Origin of the sequence: Amycolatopsis jejuensis (genome assembly GCF_000717335.1) — a bacterium.
In the GTDB taxonomy this organism is placed as follows: Bacteria; Actinomycetota; Actinomycetes; order Mycobacteriales; family Pseudonocardiaceae; genus Amycolatopsis; species Amycolatopsis jejuensis.
This window is the reverse complement of the sequence record NZ_JNYZ01000012.1, coordinates 203,322-218,052: the sequence shown is the minus strand read 5'-3', so window position 1 is coordinate 218,052 and position 14,731 is coordinate 203,322. Positions and strand designations below refer to the sequence as shown.

General features: G+C 69.6%; 15 protein-coding genes. 9 read left to right on the top strand and 6 right to left on the bottom strand.

What is annotated here, in order from left to right; genetic code table 11:
* The first annotated feature begins 17 nt into the window (after window positions 1–17).
* On the top strand, window positions 18–1,184 hold the full coding sequence (locus OO71_RS18455; protein WP_033291300.1) for a pyridoxal phosphate-dependent aminotransferase: 1,167 nt from the start codon (window positions 18–20) through the stop codon (window positions 1,182–1,184).
* A gap of 569 nt (window positions 1,185–1,753) precedes the next feature.
* Window positions 1,754–3,187 carry a hypothetical protein gene (locus OO71_RS47520; RefSeq protein ID WP_156096382.1) on the top strand — a complete coding sequence of 478 codons (1,434 nt, stop codon included), beginning with the start codon at window positions 1,754–1,756 and terminating at the stop codon, window positions 3,185–3,187.
* Window positions 3,188–3,614: 427 nt separating this feature from the next.
* Here OO71_RS47520 and yczR read toward each other — a convergent pair whose 3' ends face one another.
* Window positions 3,615–5,054, bottom strand: a complete 1,440-nt coding sequence (gene yczR, locus OO71_RS18440) for a MocR-like transcription factor YczR (RefSeq protein WP_033291032.1) — start codon at window positions 5,052–5,054, stop codon at window positions 3,615–3,617.
* Between the two features lie 61 nt (window positions 5,055–5,115).
* Between yczR and yczE the strand changes: the two genes are divergently transcribed.
* Entirely contained in the window at window positions 5,116–5,775 is a 660-nt protein-coding gene (gene yczE / locus OO71_RS18435) for a membrane protein YczE (protein ID WP_033291031.1), read from the top strand.
* On the opposite strand, the gene OO71_RS18430 is transcribed toward yczE, so the two are convergent.
* Both OO71_RS18430 and OO71_RS18425 read right to left on the bottom strand, forming a co-directional pair.
* Window positions 5,754–6,290 carry a Clp protease N-terminal domain-containing protein gene (locus tag OO71_RS18430; protein ID WP_245633705.1) on the bottom strand — a complete coding sequence of 179 codons (537 nt, stop codon included), beginning with the start codon at window positions 6,288–6,290 and terminating at the stop codon, window positions 5,754–5,756. The two genes, yczE and OO71_RS18430, sit on opposite strands and share 22 nt — an antisense overlap.
* Window positions 6,287–6,496 carry an HTH domain-containing protein gene (locus tag OO71_RS18425; protein ID WP_033291029.1) on the bottom strand — a complete coding sequence of 70 codons (210 nt, stop codon included), beginning with the start codon at window positions 6,494–6,496 and terminating at the stop codon, window positions 6,287–6,289. Before OO71_RS18425 ends, OO71_RS18430 begins: the two co-directional genes overlap by 4 nt.
* Window positions 6,497–6,631: 135 nt before the next feature.
* Here OO71_RS18425 and OO71_RS18420 point away from each other — a divergent pair, with 135 nt between their 5' ends.
* Window positions 6,632–7,393 carry a hypothetical protein gene (locus OO71_RS18420; protein WP_033291297.1) on the top strand — a complete coding sequence of 254 codons (762 nt, stop codon included), beginning with the start codon at window positions 6,632–6,634 and terminating at the stop codon, window positions 7,391–7,393.
* 94 nt (window positions 7,394–7,487) lie between these two features.
* Window positions 7,488–8,138: a DUF998 domain-containing protein gene (locus OO71_RS18415; RefSeq protein WP_245633704.1), complete on the top strand. Its 651-nt coding sequence runs from the start codon at window positions 7,488–7,490 to the stop codon at window positions 8,136–8,138.
* Here OO71_RS18415 and OO71_RS18410 read toward each other — a convergent pair.
* Complete coding sequence (locus OO71_RS18410) at window positions 8,116–9,132, bottom strand: D-cysteine desulfhydrase family protein (protein ID WP_033291027.1); 1,017 nt, start codon at window positions 9,130–9,132, stop codon at window positions 8,116–8,118. The two genes, OO71_RS18415 and OO71_RS18410, sit on opposite strands and share 23 nt — an antisense overlap.
* 85 nt (window positions 9,133–9,217) lie before the next feature.
* Here OO71_RS18410 and OO71_RS18405 point away from each other — a divergent pair, with 85 nt between their 5' ends.
* The 3 genes from OO71_RS18405 to OO71_RS18395 are packed head-to-tail and all read left to right on the top strand — an operon-like array spanning window position 9,218 to window position 11,968.
* Entirely contained in the window at window positions 9,218–10,594 is a 1,377-nt protein-coding gene (locus OO71_RS18405) for an amidase (protein WP_033291026.1), read from the top strand.
* On the top strand, window positions 10,561–11,133 hold the full coding sequence (locus OO71_RS18400; RefSeq protein ID WP_033291025.1) for a TetR/AcrR family transcriptional regulator: 573 nt from the start codon (window positions 10,561–10,563) through the stop codon (window positions 11,131–11,133). The genes OO71_RS18405 and OO71_RS18400 overlap by 34 nt, the downstream gene beginning before the upstream one ends.
* 1 nt (window position 11,134) lies before the next feature.
* Window positions 11,135–11,968: an oxygenase MpaB family protein gene (locus tag OO71_RS18395; protein WP_033291024.1), complete on the top strand. Its 834-nt coding sequence runs from the start codon at window positions 11,135–11,137 to the stop codon at window positions 11,966–11,968.
* Here OO71_RS18395 and OO71_RS18390 read toward each other — a convergent pair.
* Entirely contained in the window at window positions 11,944–12,480 is a 537-nt protein-coding gene (locus tag OO71_RS18390; RefSeq protein ID WP_033291023.1) for a CGNR zinc finger domain-containing protein, read from the bottom strand. The genes OO71_RS18395 and OO71_RS18390 overlap by 25 nt on opposite strands.
* A 54-nt stretch (window positions 12,481–12,534) precedes the next feature.
* Between OO71_RS18390 and OO71_RS18385 the strand changes: the two genes are divergently transcribed.
* Window positions 12,535–13,383, top strand: a complete 849-nt coding sequence (locus OO71_RS18385) for an alpha/beta fold hydrolase (RefSeq protein WP_033291022.1) — start codon at window positions 12,535–12,537, stop codon at window positions 13,381–13,383.
* Here the strand turns inward: OO71_RS18385 and OO71_RS18380 are convergent.
* Window positions 13,345–14,682 carry an amidase gene (locus OO71_RS18380; protein WP_245633721.1) on the bottom strand — a complete coding sequence of 446 codons (1,338 nt, stop codon included), beginning with the start codon at window positions 14,680–14,682 and terminating at the stop codon, window positions 13,345–13,347. The genes OO71_RS18385 and OO71_RS18380 overlap by 39 nt on opposite strands.
* Window positions 14,683–14,731: the final 49 nt, after the last annotated feature.

Genomic DNA, 14,731 nt, shown 5'->3' with positions numbered 1-14,731 from the left:
CGTGAGGATGCGTGGTCGTGCGTGAACCAGCTCTCGTCCCCCGCCTCCGCCCGTTCACCTCGACGGTCTTCGCGGAGATGACCGCGCTCGCCGTCCGGCACGACGCGGTGAACCTCGGCCAGGGCTTCCCCGACACCGACGGACCCGCCGGCATGCTCGAAGCGGCGAAGAACTCCCTGTTCGGCGGCGACAACCAGTACCCGCCTGGCCCGGGCCGCCCGGAGCTGCGCGCCGCGATCAGCCGGCACCGGCAGCGCTACGGCACGGCGTATGACCCGGACACCGAGATCCTGGTCACCGCGGGTGCGACGGAGGCGATCACCGCCGCGCTGATCGCGTTGACCGAAACCGGCGACGAGGTCATCGTGGTCGAGCCGTATTACGACTCGTACGCGGCGGCGGTCGCCATGGCCGGCGCGCAGCGGCGCGTAATCGGGCTCGTCGAGACCGCCGACGGACGCCTCGAACTCGACCTCGACGCCTTCCGCGACGCAATCACCCCTCAGACACGCGCGGTGCTGCTGAATTCGCCGCACAACCCCACGGGGACGGTGTTTTCGCGTGCGCAGCTGACGGAGGTCGCGCGGCTGTGCGTCGAGCACGACCTCATCGCGATCACCGACGAGGTGTACGAGCACCTCGTCTTCGACGGCGCGGAGCACCTCCCGCTCGCGACATTTCCCGGAATGCGGGAACGGACGGTCTCGATTTCGAGCGCGGGCAAGACGTTCAACTGCACCGGCTGGAAAATCGGCTGGGTCTGCTCGACGCCGGAGCTGGTCAGCGCGGTGAAAGCGGCCAAGCAGTTCATCACGTTCGTGTCGGGCGGTCCGCTGCAGCCGGCGGTCGCCTATGCACTGGACAACGAGCTGGAGTGGGTCGAAAACCTCCGCGCCAGCCTGCAGGACAAGCGGGATCGGTTGTCGACCGGCCTTGCGGACGCGGGATTCGCCGTACGACAGAGTGCCGGGACATACTTCGTGACGGCCGATGTGCGCCCGCTCGGCTTCACCGACGCCGCCGAACTCGCGTGGACCCTTCCGGAACGCGCCGGAGTCGCCGCAGTCCCCGTCAAGGTGTTCACGGATCACCCGGACGAGTGGAAACACTTGCTGAGGTTCGCGTTCTGCAAGCGGAACGAAGTCATCGACGAGGCCGTGGACCGGCTGCGAAAACTCGTCTGACGCCGTACCCGGGACCCCGCCGGACGAGGGTACGCAGAGTGGTCCGGTCGGGAAAACGGGAGGTCAGCCATGGGATCGGGGCTGGGCCGCGGGTGCCCGGATGGCCGTATCGGACCCCGCCGGTACCACGCTGGGTGATCGACTTCGGCCGAGCGGACACCAGAGCCGGTAACGACGTTCCGCCTTACGGGGTGGATCGAGCGCGGGAGAGATGAAACACTCGCGACCGGTGCTAGAAAGAGGGCAGCCCCGGGGGACCTGCGACCTGGCCGGAAGAGAGCCCCAGCAAGATCAGTCTCGTGCGGTGCACCGCACGAGCTTCAGGCGCGGACGGTGGTGGTGGCGTGACCGGCATGGCGACCGTCCACGACGCCGCTTCGGGCAACGATCCACAGGGGACAGCGGCTGGATCTGCCGAGTTTGGCGCGGTTGACGGCAGCACCGCAGTTCGCGCAGTTGAGCGTGGGGCGACGACTTGGGCAGCCGAACCTGGCTCTGCGGTTGGTGGCACACCTTCCTCGGTCGCAGGAAACAGCGAACGCAGCCCGGCGTCCTCCATGCTGGGCGGGATGGCGGCACGCTCTCGGGCGGCCGGATGGAATGCAGGGCGCCGACCACGACCATGGGCGGCGCCGATTGCGCGCCCGGCGGCTCGGATTGCGCTGGCCGGTGGTCTGACGGTCGCCGGATGGCTACTCGGCGCCGTGCTGTCACAGGCGAACGCGGCCACGGACGAACGCGCCGACACCGCACGCGACGGAACCGGCCACGTCGAACCCCAAGCCGAGACAACCAACTCCGGCACCCTCACCTGGAGCCTCCCCGGCTCGAACGACGGCGACAGGTACCGGGTCACCGCCGTGGATCGCGCAGCACACCCTGACCTGACGGGCCACGAGAGCACCGTGGGGGTGTCGCAGCCGGGCAAAACGGGTTCGACTCTCGATGCGGCGGTTCCGGGCGCTGCCACCCGACCCGTTGACGGCGCAACCAGCACCACCCAGCCGGACGGAACTGTCGAACCTGGCGCAGGCAATACCGAGCAGCCGGGCGAAGCCACGAAACCCGACGCAAGCACCGCGCAGCCGGGCGAGACCACCGAACCCAGCGCGGGCAACACCGCACAGCCCAGCGGAACCGCCCAACCCAACCCCGGCGCCACCACTCAGCCCACCAGCCCCTCCACGCAGCCCGGCAAAACCACCGCCGCCACGGAACCCACCACCCCGCAGCCCGGCAAAACCACCGCCACCACCGAGCCCGCCAGCACCTCCACACAGCCGGACAAAACCACCACCACCGAACCCACCACCCCGCAGCCGGGCGAAAACACCGGCCACCCCAGCGGGACCGGGCAAGCCGTCACCCTGCCCATCCTCGGCGGGCTGCTCGGCTCGTCCACCGGGGAAACCGACGCTCCCTCCCGAGGTGGGCTGATCGGCGGGCTCCTCGGGATCGTCGGCGGCACGCTCGATTCCACGCTCACCTCCGTCGACACCGTGATCAGCAACGTGCCCACCGGGGCCGTTCTGCCGCCGGTCGGGGACGTGCTCGGGCCGGTCTTCTCCGACGACACGGCCAGCGGCGAAGTCACCGCGCCGGCGCCCACCCATGCGCCTGCCAACGTTGCGCCGGTCGCGGGCGTGCCGGTCAAGGTGAGCGCGCCGAGGGTCGAGACGGTCGGGACACCGCATGTGGTCGTCGAGTACCTGCCGATCCCGGACCGTCCGGCTCCGCAGCCCGCGAAAGCGCCCGTCGAGTGGACGCAGGCCGGGGGTGGCAGCGGGGGTGGCGGCGGCCTGCCGACGGCACCGCCCGCGCCCGTTGCGCCTGCTTCGACTGCCGGCCCGGGGCATGACGGGTCCGGTGGCTTGCGGCAGCCGTTCGCCGTTGCCGCGGACGGGACGACCGTCACTCAGCTCAAGCTCATCGGCGTGAGCCGCGACCGTGAGGTCGCCGGCGCGGGCAGGGACGCCGCCCTGCCGACCACCTCCCCGGACTGACCGCCTGACCGGTCCTCCGGGGAGAGCCACGTCCATCTCAAGATCAACTTCTTGATGCGCGCGCCAGTTCGCAGCGCCGGGCTCACCCCTCCGTCACGAATTTTCCAGGGGCTGAACCATGACCGCACTTCCCGACCGGCCGACCGCGCCTGGCCGGATCGGGTTCCGGTCCCGGCGCCGCGCTGCCCCCGCGGCGCCGGGACCCATCACGGGCGTGCTCCGGAGGTCTTCGCTCACCGCGCCGAGCGACGGCCTGCGCCAACCGAAGCCCGCCTGAACCGAGGGCGCTTCCCGGCACTTCGAGGGGCTGTGCCGGGAAGCGTCTCGGACGAACAGCCGGTGCGCCGGGCTGTGATCGCCACCATCCCTGGAGTGGCCGGTCCGCCCGGTGCACCGGCTGTTCGACGTTCAAGCCCCCGAAAACCCGTCAGGTAACCGGGATCCGCTCCGCCGGAACGTCCGCGCACCCGCGCACCGAAGCCGCCGCCGCGCTCACCCTTCGTACCGCTTCCGGCAGTTGCTCCCGCGGCAGTCCGAACGGCAACCGCAGCCACCGTTCCATCCCCCCGTGCACCCCGAACCTCGACCCGGGCGCCAGCTGTACCCCGTGATTCGCCGCCGAGACCGCCAGCCGGGTACTCATCGGCTCCGGCAACCGGCACCACAGCGACAATCCACCGGCTGGGACCGAGAACGTCCATTCCGGACAGTACGTCCGCAGCGCCGCCATCATCGTGTCCCGTTGCTCGCGGAACTCCGCCCGCCGCCGGGCAAGCACGTCGTACCCCGGCGGTTCCAGCAGCGCCGACAGCACCAGCTGGTCGAACACCGGCGCCCCGAGGTCCACGGCGAACCGCGACGACTGCAGGCCGTCCACCAGCTCCGTCGACGCCCGGATCCAGCCCAGCCGCAACCCGCCCCACTGCGACTTCGCCGCCGATCCGACACTCAGCACCAGGTCTCCGCCGAACGCCGCCAGCGGTGGCGGGCCGTCCACCGGATCGCCCTCGTAGTCCAGCTCCACCAGGGATTCGTCGACCACCACCGGCGTCCGCGACCGGGCGAGCAGGCCGCCGAGCCGTTCCCGGCCGGACGCGTCGAGGCGCAGGCCGGTCGGGTTCTGGAAGTCCACGACGAGGTACCCGAACCGCGGCGCGGCCTGGCGCAGCGCGGCCTCGATGCCGGTCAGGTCCCAGCCGCGCACCGGGTCGAGCGCCACCGGCACCGGCAGCGCGTGCGTGGCGCGGACGGCGTCGATCGCGTTCGGGTACGTCGGCTGCTCGAGCAGCACGCGGTCGCCCGGTCCGGCCAGCATGCGCAGGCACAGCACGAAAGCCGAGTACGCCCCCGACGTGACCAGCACCTGGTCCGGGATCGTCGGCAGCCCTCTTTCCGTGTACCGCAAGGCAATCCGCTCACGCAGCTGCGGCAGGCCGCCGGTGAGATAGCCGTTGCCGCCGACGTACTCGACCAGCTCGCGGCGCGCGGTGTCGACCGCGGTGACCAGCCCGGGGATCGCCGGCGGGGCGGCGCGGGCGAGGTCGAGCAGGTCGTCGCGGACCGCGTCGGCCTCGTCGCGCTTGCCTGCGCCGGCCACCCACGACCCGGCCCCGCGGCGGCTGGCGACCAGGCCGTCGGCCCGCAGCCGGTCCAGCGCCGCGCCGATGAGGGTGCGGCTGACCCCGAGCGCGTCCGCCAGCTCGCGTTCGGCGGGCAGCCGGGTGCCGATCGGCAGCTGCCCGTCGAGCACGTGCAGCTCGACCGCCGCGGCCAGGTCCGCCGCCCCCTGCCGCGAGCCCCGGCGTCGCCACTCCCCCAGCAACGTGGCCAATCTACGGCCGGAGATCCGTCCACCGAGAGGTTCCATAAGGCCAATTATCCGGCATTGGCCATGGTTTATCAGGCCAGTCGTAGCCAATAGTGGAGAAGTGGCAGTTACCGACCTCAGTCCCCTCAGCCTCCGCCGGGCCCCCGCGCGCCGGGGGGTCCAGCTGCTCGCCGGCCTCGCGCTCTACGGCGCCAGCATGGCCCTGCTCACCCGCGCCCACCTCGGCCTCGACCCGTGGGACGTGCTGCACGAGGGCCTCACCAAGATCACCGGCCTGAGCTTCGGCACGATCACCGCGATCGCGTCGGTTTTCGTGCTGCTGCTGTGGATTCCGTTACGGCAGCGGCCCGGCATCGGCACCGTCGCGAACGTCGTGGTGATTGCCGTCACCGTCGACCTCGTGCGGGCGGTGCTGCCCGACCAGCACGTGCTCGCCTGGCAGATCGTCATGCTGGTCGGCGGGGTGGTGCTGAACGCCCTGGCGACCGCGGTGTACGTCGGCACGCGGCTCGGCCCCGGACCGCGTGACGGGCTGATGACCGGCCTGCACGCGCGTACCGGCTGGTCGGTGCGGCTCGTGCGCACCGGGATCGAGGTCGTCGTGCTCGCGAGCGGCTGGCTGCTCGGCGGCACCGTCGGCGTGGGGACCGTGCTCTACGCGCTCAGCATCGGCCCGCTCACCCAGGCGCTGCTGCCCCTGGTCACGTGGCGGACCGGGGCGCACGAGCAGGAACAGCATCAGCGGTCGGCGACGGCCTGACGGACCGCCGCGTAGTCGATCCCCCGCGCGGCAAGGAAATCGGCCACCGGCCCTCGCTGTTTCACCAGCGCGAGCAACAGGTGTTCCTGGCCGAGTTCCTTGTCGCCGAGGTCGAGCGCCTCCTGCAGGCTCATCTGCAGCGCCCGTTTGGCGTCGTCGGTGAACGGCAGGTGGTTGCGTTTCGTGCGCCGTCCCGCCTCGGCGAGCGCGCCCGGGCCGTGCGTCTGCTCGACCCGCGAGACGATCGCGTCGACGTCGATGCCGAGCTCGGTGAGCGCCTCGGCGTCCGCGTCGCTGATCCCGCCGCGGCGGCGGACCCTGGCGAGCTCGTCGAATACGTCCTCGCGCGACACGCCGAGCCGCTGCAGCAGCTGGACCGCGCCGCCGCTTTCGACCCGCGCGAGCCCGGCGAACACCGACTGCGAAGAGATCTCGTGCGCCCCCGCCTCGCGCGCCGCCGCTTGTGCTTCGACCACGGCCATCCGGGCGTCCCTGGTGAACTTCTCGAACATCATTGCCTCCCGTGCTTCTTGTGCACGGCCTGCCGGCTGACCCCCAGCTCGGCCGCGATCTCCTGCCAAGACCAGCCGTGCATGCGCGCACTGCGCACCTGCACGGACTCCAGCTGTTCCAGTAGCCGCCGCAACGCCGCCACCGCCCGCAACCCCACCCGGGGATCACGGTCGCCGGCCCGTGCGGCGAGATCCGTTGCTTCCGTCATGATGTCAACCTAGATTGACACCCGCACTTGTGTCAACCCAAGTTGACGTCCGTGAAGGCCACCTTCACGGAATCTGATTCCCTCATGGTTCCCTTCACGGACTTGGGCCCGTCCGGTGCGAGCTACAGTCGGGACGTGCCCGAGATCTCGACCGCAGAGCGGGCCGGGGTCGGTGCGGACGGCCGCCCCCGCCCCACCGAGGACCACGTCGCGCTCCTCGACCACGCCGTGCTGGTGCTCGACGGCGCCACCTCGCCGAGCCCCGACCTGCCGCCCGGCGGCTGGTATGCGGGCCTGCTCGTCGACCGGCTCGCCGGTGAGCTCCACGACCGCCCCCGCGAGGATCTCGGCGGTGCGCTGGCGAACGCGATCAGCGCCGTCGCGCGCGAGCACGGCCTGGAACCGGGGCATTCCCCGTCGAGCACGGTGTCGATGGTGCGCTGGGACGAGTCCGAAGTGGAGGCTCTCGTGCTGGCCGACAGCCCGGTTGTCGCGTTTGGACGGTTCGGCACCGACGTGGTGTCCGACGACCGGCTGGTTTCCCTGCGGGGCGGCGGATTGCTGCAGACCGGCGCCGACGTCCGCCGTCTGCGCAACGCCGAAAACGGGTTCTGGGTCGCCGAAGCCGACCCCGCCGCCGCGCACAAGGCGGTCCGGCGCAGCTGGCCGCGCGCGGACGTCGACGCGGTGCTGGTCGCCACCGACGGCGTGGCGGTCGGCGTCGACGAGTACGGCCTCTTCGACTGGCCGGAAGTGCTGCAGCTGGCCAAAACCGACGGTCCGGAAGCGGTGCTGGACGTCGTGCGCGCGGCCGAGAACGACGATCCCGACGCCGTCCGCTGGCCGCGCGCCAAGCGGCACGACGACCAGGTGCTCGTGCTCGCCGACTTCGGATAAGGGGCGGAATCAGGGGTTTTCCCGGATCACGAACCGGCGCCGGACCGGAGATCATGGGTACATGGTGAACTCACGAGGGGTCCGGGTGTGGAGGATGACCGCGGTCGCGGCCATCGCCTGGGGACTGTTCACGATCACTGTGTTGCACATCATCAGCTCGCACGATCCGATGTATGACACCCTTTCGAGCTACACGGTCACCGATCGTGGTGAAGGAATGCTCGGCGCGAGTGTGCTGTCCCTCGCCGTCGGGTCGGTCGCGGTGCTCGGCGCGCTGATCGCCGGTGGGGTGCCGATCACAGCCACCACCAGGATCCTGCTGGTGCTGTGGGCGCTCGGGCTCGCACTCGCCGCGGTTTTCCCGGCCAGCTACCCGGCGGAGCCGAAGCCGGTCAGCGGGGAGATCCACCTGTACTCGTGCCTGGTCGCCTTCGCGAGCCTGCCCGGTGCCGCGATCACGATGCTGGAACCGTTGCGCGGCACCGCCGAGCGTGCGCTGGTGGTGCGCTGGCTGAAGTTCGGGCTCACCGCAGTGGGGCTCTTCGCGCTGAGCTTCCTGTTCATGCGCCTGAACGAAGCGGGCATCCCGCCGTTCGGCACACTCGTCGAGCTGCTGCCGGTCGGGGTGACGCAGCGGGTCACGCTGATCGCCGACGTCGCGCTGCTGTTCGTGATGATCCGGATCGCCGTGCGCACCGAGACCGCCCGCTCGGCGGTGCTCGCTACTTCTGTACCTCGGCCATGAACTCGGGCGCGTAACCGAACAGCCCGGGCAGACCGCCGGTATGCAGGAAAACCACGGTCTCCTCGGGGGAATACCGGCCCGCCGCCGCCCATTCCACGAATGCGGCGGCGGCTTTGCCGGTATAGACCGGATCGAGCACCACGCCCTCGGTACGGCCGAACAGCCGCACCGCGTCCCACGTTCCGGGGGCCGGAATGCCATAGCCCGCCCCGATCGTGGTGTCGTTCATCCAGACGTGGCCGAGGCCGGGCGCGTCGATCCCGAGCAACTCCGCCGCGCCGGCGACGAGCTGAGCCACGTTCGGCCGCGCTTCGTCCAGGGGATGGCTGACACAGGCGACGTCGAGGTCCAGCGAACCGAGCAGCGCCGACCCGAGCGCCAGCCCGGCGGACGTGGCCCCGCTCGCGTGCGGGGCGATGATCCGAGCCCGCTCGACCCCCAGATCGGCCAGCTGGACGGCGAGTTCCCGGGTCGCCGAGAGGTAGCCGAGTACGCCGAGCGGATTGGACCCACCGACCGGGATCGTCGCGATCTTCCCGCCCTCGGCGCACAGCTGCCGGTACGTCACGTCGGCTTCCTCGCCGTCGGCGCAGAGGTGCACGCTGGCGCCGAAAAGCAGGTCGAGCGGGAGGTTGCCGGACCGTTCGTAGGCGTCGCCGGAACGCGGCACGTCGGCGGTCAGGATGAGCTCGCAGCGCAGCCCGAGCCGAGCGCACGCGGCGGCGGTCTGACGGCCGTGGTTGGTCTGCAGCGCCCCGAAGGTGATCACCGTGTCGACCCCGTCGGCCAGGGCCGCGCCGAGGTGGAAGTCGAGTTTGCGCAGCTTGTTACCGCCGACGCCGAGCGGATGGACGTCGTCGCGCTTCATCAGCAGCCGGGGCACCCCGAGCGCTTCGCCGAGCCGGCGCGCCGGAACCAGCGGCGTCGGGCCGTGGTCGAGCCCGGCCCGAGGGAAGCCGTCGAGGGTGGGAAGGCTGGCGAAATCGAACGTCATCGATCCTCCGTGCGCTGTTCTGGAGCGTCTCCAGGGTACCGTTCATGATACGTTCGTTCGAACGAACGAGAGACGGAAGACGCCCATGCCTTCCGCGACGACGGGGTTCACCACGCTCGCCGAGCAGGCCGCTGCGCTCGACGCCGGTGAGGTCACCGCGGTGCAGCTCACCGAGCACGCGTTGAAGCGGGCGCACGCCAGCCAACCGGTGCTCAACGCGTTTCGCGTGCTGCGTGACGACTCGGCGCTGGCCGAGGCCGCGACGGCCGACCAGCGGCGGGCTTCGGGCGATCGGGCGCCGTTGCTCGGGGTGCCGGTGGCGGTCAAGGACGACGTCGACCTCGCTGGGCTACCCACCGCGTTCGGCTGTCCGGGCGACTTTCCGGCGGCCGTCGCCGACGCACCGGCGGTCGCGCGGCTCAAGCAGGCAGGCGCGGTGATCATCGGCAAGACCAACACGCCTGAGCTAGGACAATGGCCGTTCACCGAGGGTCCGGCGTTCGGCGCGACGCGGAATCCGTGGCAGCCCGCGCACACGCCGGGCGGGTCGTCCGGCGGGTCGGCGGCGGCGGTGGCGGCCGGGATCGTGGCCGCCGCGCTCGGGTCGGACGGCGCGGGTTCGGTGCGCATTCCGGCGGCGTGGACCGGGCTCGTCGGGATCAAGACCCAGCGCGGCCGCATTCCGACCGACGGCGAGTTGTTCCACGGTCTCACCGTGCTCGGCCCATTGGCCCGGACGGTCGCCGATGCGGCCGCGCTGCTCGACGTCACGGCGGGCACCGGCAGCATGTTCCGTGCCGCCGCCCAGCGTGAGCCCGGTCGGCTGCGGATCGGCCTGTCCACGCGGATTCCGTTCACCGCCACGAAAACCCGGCTCGACCCGGTGGTCGAAACCGCGTTGCGGCAGACCGCCGAGACGCTCGCCGGGCTGGGGCACGAGATCGTGCCAGTCGAACCCGGGTACGGCTTGATCGGTTTGACGTTCCTGCCGCGTTCGCTCACCGGCGTCCGGGATTGGGCCCGGCGGGTGCCCGAGCCGTCGGCGCTCGACCCGCGCACTCGCGCCAACGCCCACCAGGGCGGCCTGCTCGCCGGTCCCGCGCTGAAGCTCGCCCGCGCGTCGGAACCCTTGCTGCGACGGCGGATCGGTGCGGTGTTCGGCGACGTCGACGTCCTGCTGACGCCGACCACCGCCACGCCGCCACCGGCTATCGGCAGCTTCGACGGTCTGTCTCCCTGGCAGACTGACCAGACGATGATCGCCGCGTGTCCGTACGCTTGGCCGTGGAACGTGCTGGGCTGGCCCGGAGTGAACGTACCCGCCGGGCAGACCGCGGACGGGCTGCCGCTCGGCGCCCAGCTGCTCGGCCCGTCGCATTCCGAGGAGCGGCTGGTTTCCGTTGCCGCGCAACTGGAAGAGGTGATCCGGTGGCCGGAACACCATCCCGCGCTCGGGTGGTGAGCACGCGCGAGGAAATTCTGCGGGCCACCTTGAAAGTCGTCGGCGAGCAGGGGGTCGGCGGGCTCACCAACCGGCGGATTGTGGCCGTGGCGGGGGTTTCCCTCGGCACCCTCACCTACCATTTCCCCAGCCAGACCGAATTGCTGCGCGAGGCAATGCTGCTTTTCGCAGAGGAGGAAACAGCGAAGCTGGCGGCAATTGTCGAGCAGCACCAAGGGCTCAGTCTCGAAGAAGCCGCAACGGTGGTGGAGCACGTCATCGAGCAGCTGCCGTTCGGCACGGACGAACTCGCGCCGCACGAACTGTATCTGCAAGCCGCACGCGACCCCGGGCTTCGGGAAGCGTCGGCGCGATGCTTTGCGGCGTATGACGAATTGGCCACCACCATTCTCGGCGCACTGGGATTACCCGATCCGGCGCGGGTGGCCGGTCCGGTCGTGGCATTGATCGCCGGGTTGCAACTGCGCCGGCTTGCCACCGGGACCGACGTTCCCGCGGCCGAGCCGTTGATGATGCTGCTGCACGGCGCGCGGGGCTGATGTGGCTCCGCCGATCGTCCGCGGTACCGCGGCTTGGCGCTATTTCGGCGATTTCCGCGATGTATTGCTCGCCGGTCAGGTTTTGGTGTTGCAAGTCGCACATCCAGTGGTTGCCGCCGGGGTACGGGATCATTCGGATTATCGCGAAGATCCGTGGACCCGGTTGATGCGCACCGGGGCATCGTTGTCGATCTATGTGTACGGCGGCGTGGCCGGTGCGCGTTTCGAGGCGGAACGGCTGCGTGAGTTGCATCGGAAGTTCACCGGAATCGCCGACGGGCGCCGGTACAGCGCGCTCAATCCCGCCGCCTACGCCTGGGTACACGCAACTCTGGTGATGGCACCCGTTGACGCGCAACGGTTCTTCGGGCGGCCATTGTCCACTTCGGAGCTTGACGAGTATTACGCGCAGATGTGCGGGGTCGGCCGGATTCTCGGGATCCGTGACTTTCCGCCGACCTGGCCGGATTTCGTGCGATACTACGACGAGATGGTGGCCGGGTTCAGTCCCAATGAGACGATCGAGACGCTACTCGAGACCGCTTCGACGGTGGGTAAGCCGTTCTCCTGGCTGCCGTCGTCGTGGTGGCCTCCGGTCCGGAAAGGACAGACCTTCCTCATCCGGGCGACAATTCCGGCCGAGCTGCGTACCCGGCTGGGTCTGGAGTGGACGGTCGCGGATGAACGCAAGTTCGCCCGATTCCAACGGGTTGTCCGCATTCTTGGCGCCGTGACACCGCCGCCATTGCGGACCGCACACATGCGGTGGATCGGGAAGCTCAACGTTTGGCTGCGTGCGCACCCGTGGGCTTACCGGTTTTTCGTACGTTCGTAGTGTGCGCGCGCTTTCGCGCGGTTTCCGCAGCGGGCCATCGAGCACCATTGCCGGGTCCGCCGGGGTGAGGTGTCCACGAATCGCAAGCCGCAGTCGTCCGCCGCGCAGATACGGACTTTCGCCGAGCCGGTGGCGAGATCGACAGCGTCGGCGGCCAGTTCGGCCAATGCCGTGGCAACCGGATTCGCCGGGGTCGGCACCTCTCGGTGCAGCGTTCCGTTCTCCAACCGTAGCCGCGGCGGTTTCGGAGCCGCCTTGAGCGTGTCGTTGACCAGCCGCACGTCGTCGGCGAGCGGCTCGGCGGTCAGCAACCGGTTCACGGCCTCGCGCAGGCTTTTGCCCTTCTTCAGGTCACTGCCGGTCACCGTCTCGCGGCCGAACCCGGCCAGGTCCAGCCATTCGGCGAGCGCATCGGTGCTGGTGAGCAGCTCTACCCCGGCCGGAAGATGGCGGGAGCGCAGCGTGTTCACCAGATGGAGGCACGGCCTTCCCGCGTCGAACACCCAGTCCATACCCCTCATTCTAACCGTTGCCACCGGTGAGAACCACGGCTATCGTCTAACCCTATGAACAGGTTAGAACAGTCGACGGCCCAGGTCGGTGACCTGCGGATGCACTATCTGCGTGGCGGCGAAGGCCCGCCGCTGTTCCTGCTGCACGGCTGGCCGCAGACGTCGCACTGCTGGCATCGCGTCGCCGGGCCGCTGGCCGAGACGCACACCGTGATCGCGCCGGACCTGCGGGGATACGGCGGCACCGGCAAGCCGCGCGGTGGCTACGACAAGCGCACCATGGCGGCCGACGTCGCGCAGCTCGCCGAGCAATTGGGCTTCGACCGGGTGGCGGTGGCCGGGCACGATCGCGGCGGACGTGTCGCGCATCGGTGGGCACTCGACCGTCCGGACCAGGTCGAGCGACTGGCCGTACTGGACATCGCACCGACCCGGGAAATGTGGCGGCTTCTCGACCGGGACCTCGGAAAGGCTTACTGGCATTGGCTTTTCCACCTGCAGCCGGACTTGCCCGAGCTGCTGGCGGGGCAGAACGTCGCGGCCTATCTCGGGTATTTCTTCGAGCACTGGACCTACCATCGCTTGCCTGCGGAAGACATCGCCGAGTACGTCCGGGCGTTCGAAGCGCCCGGCGCACTACGAGCCGGTTTCGACGACTACCGCGCTTCCTTCCCGGATGACGCCGAACTCGATGACGCCGATTACGCCGCGGGTAAGCGGCTGACCCAGCCAGTGCTTGCGTTGTGGGGTAAGGCCTGTTTGCTGGGGAGTCTGCCTACATTGGACATCTGGCGTGCCTACGCCAACCACGTAACCGGTGTCGGCCTCGACGAATGTGGACACTTCTTGCCGGAGGAACAGCCGTCACAGGTCATCGCGCAGTTGCGGAAATTTCTGTCCTGAATGGAGTTCCTGCTCGATTGCCGCTGCTACCCGGAAAGCCGTGACGTCGTCGTATTTGCGCGCGACGACCTGTACCCCGGTCGGTACGCCGTTGCATGCCCAGCCGGACGGGACGGCGAGCACCGGATTCTCGCTGCTGACATTGAAGGCCGGGGTGAGTGAAGCGTCGGAGAAGTGTTCCAGCGCAACACCATTCACCACGAGTGGAGTGTCGACGTAGTCCTCCCCGGCGGCGAATGCGGTGGCCCCGATGGTCGGTACGATGAGAGTGTCGAACCGGGTGAATACGGCGGCGAGACGTTCCCGGATGGCCGATTCGGCCGCCCGGCCGGTTCCCTCGTCCACCACCGTCCCTTTCCGGGCGAATTCGAGGCAGTACGGCGTGATGACGTCGGGGTTTCGCCTCGCCAATTCCAGTACCTCGGCCGCGAGACCGGTGCCGAAATGGGCCCACAGAGCTTGTTTGATCAGGTCGAGCGTCCAGTCGAGGTCGATTTCGGTCACCGTCGCCCCCGCCGATTCGAGGGCTCGCGCAACGGCTCGGGTGTTGGCGGCCACCTCCGGGTCGACCGGGAAGTCGCCGGGTATCGGGCAGAACGCCACTCGCAGACTGGTTATGCCCGCCAGCTGTGCCGGGATCTCCACCCGCGGCAGCCGTGAATGCAGGTCTCGCGAATCCTCGCCCGACATGACGTTTTGAAGAAGCGCGCAGTCCGTTACGGTTCGGGCCATCGGGCCGTGGTGGAAGTACGTGTCCAATCCTGCCGGTGGGAGAACGGGAATACGGCCGTGCGGTGGTTTGAAGCTGACCACTCCGGCGAAAGAGGCCGGAGCACGAAGCGATCCCCCGATGTCGGACCCGGTCGCCAGCATGGTCGCGCCGGAGGCCAATGCCGCCCCTGACCCGCCGGACGACCCACCCGCGGAGGTTTCGAGGTTCCAAGGATTCCGCGTGATTCCCCAGCGCCGCGTATGGGACAACGGCATGCAGCAGAATTCGGACGTCGTGGTGCGGGCGTGCAGAATGCCTCCGGCGGCTTGAATTCGGCTCAGCCCCACCGCGGTTTCCTGCGCAAGGTGCGGTTCGCGCAGGAGGGTGCCGTCGGTGACCGGGTGACCCACCAGCTGCTGTTCTTCCTTCGCTGCCACCGGAATTCCTTCGAGCGGCCGGGGTTGTCCACCCGGCCGATAGCGCTTCTCCGCAAGGACTGCGGCTTCCATTGCCCGCTCGAACATCCGGTCGGCAAAGGCGTTCACCTCGGGCTCGGTTCGTTCCGCCCGCTCGATGACGGCACGCATCAACTCCACCGGGGACAATTGTCTCGTCCGGAAAAGGCTGAGTGCTTCG

Bases quoted from the DNA above. Each gene is read 5' to 3' on its own strand.
- OO71_RS47520 (WP_156096382.1), top strand. From the start codon at position 1,754: ATGGCGGCACGCTCTCGGGCGGCCGGATGGAATGCAGGGCGCCGACCA.
- yczR (WP_033291032.1), bottom strand. From the start codon at position 5,054: ATGGAACCTCTCGGTGGACGGATCTCCGGCCGTAGATTGGCCACGTTG.
- OO71_RS18430 (WP_245633705.1), bottom strand. From the start codon at position 6,290: ATGATGTTCGAGAAGTTCACCAGGGACGCCCGGATGGCCGTGGTCGAA.
- OO71_RS18425 (WP_033291029.1), bottom strand. From the start codon at position 6,496: ATGACGGAAGCAACGGATCTCGCCGCACGGGCCGGCGACCGTGATCCC.
- OO71_RS18415 (WP_245633704.1), top strand. From the start codon at position 7,488: ATGACCGCGGTCGCGGCCATCGCCTGGGGACTGTTCACGATCACTGTG.
- OO71_RS18410 (WP_033291027.1), bottom strand. From the start codon at position 9,132: ATGACGTTCGATTTCGCCAGCCTTCCCACCCTCGACGGCTTCCCTCGG.
- OO71_RS18405 (WP_033291026.1), top strand. From the start codon at position 9,218: ATGCCTTCCGCGACGACGGGGTTCACCACGCTCGCCGAGCAGGCCGCT.
- OO71_RS18390 (WP_033291023.1), bottom strand. From the start codon at position 12,480: ATGGACTGGGTGTTCGACGCGGGAAGGCCGTGCCTCCATCTGGTGAAC.
- OO71_RS18385 (WP_033291022.1), top strand. From the start codon at position 12,535: ATGAACAGGTTAGAACAGTCGACGGCCCAGGTCGGTGACCTGCGGATG.
- OO71_RS18380 (WP_245633721.1), bottom strand. From the start codon at position 14,682: ATGCGTGCCGTCATCGAGCGGGCGGAACGAACCGAGCCCGAGGTGAAC.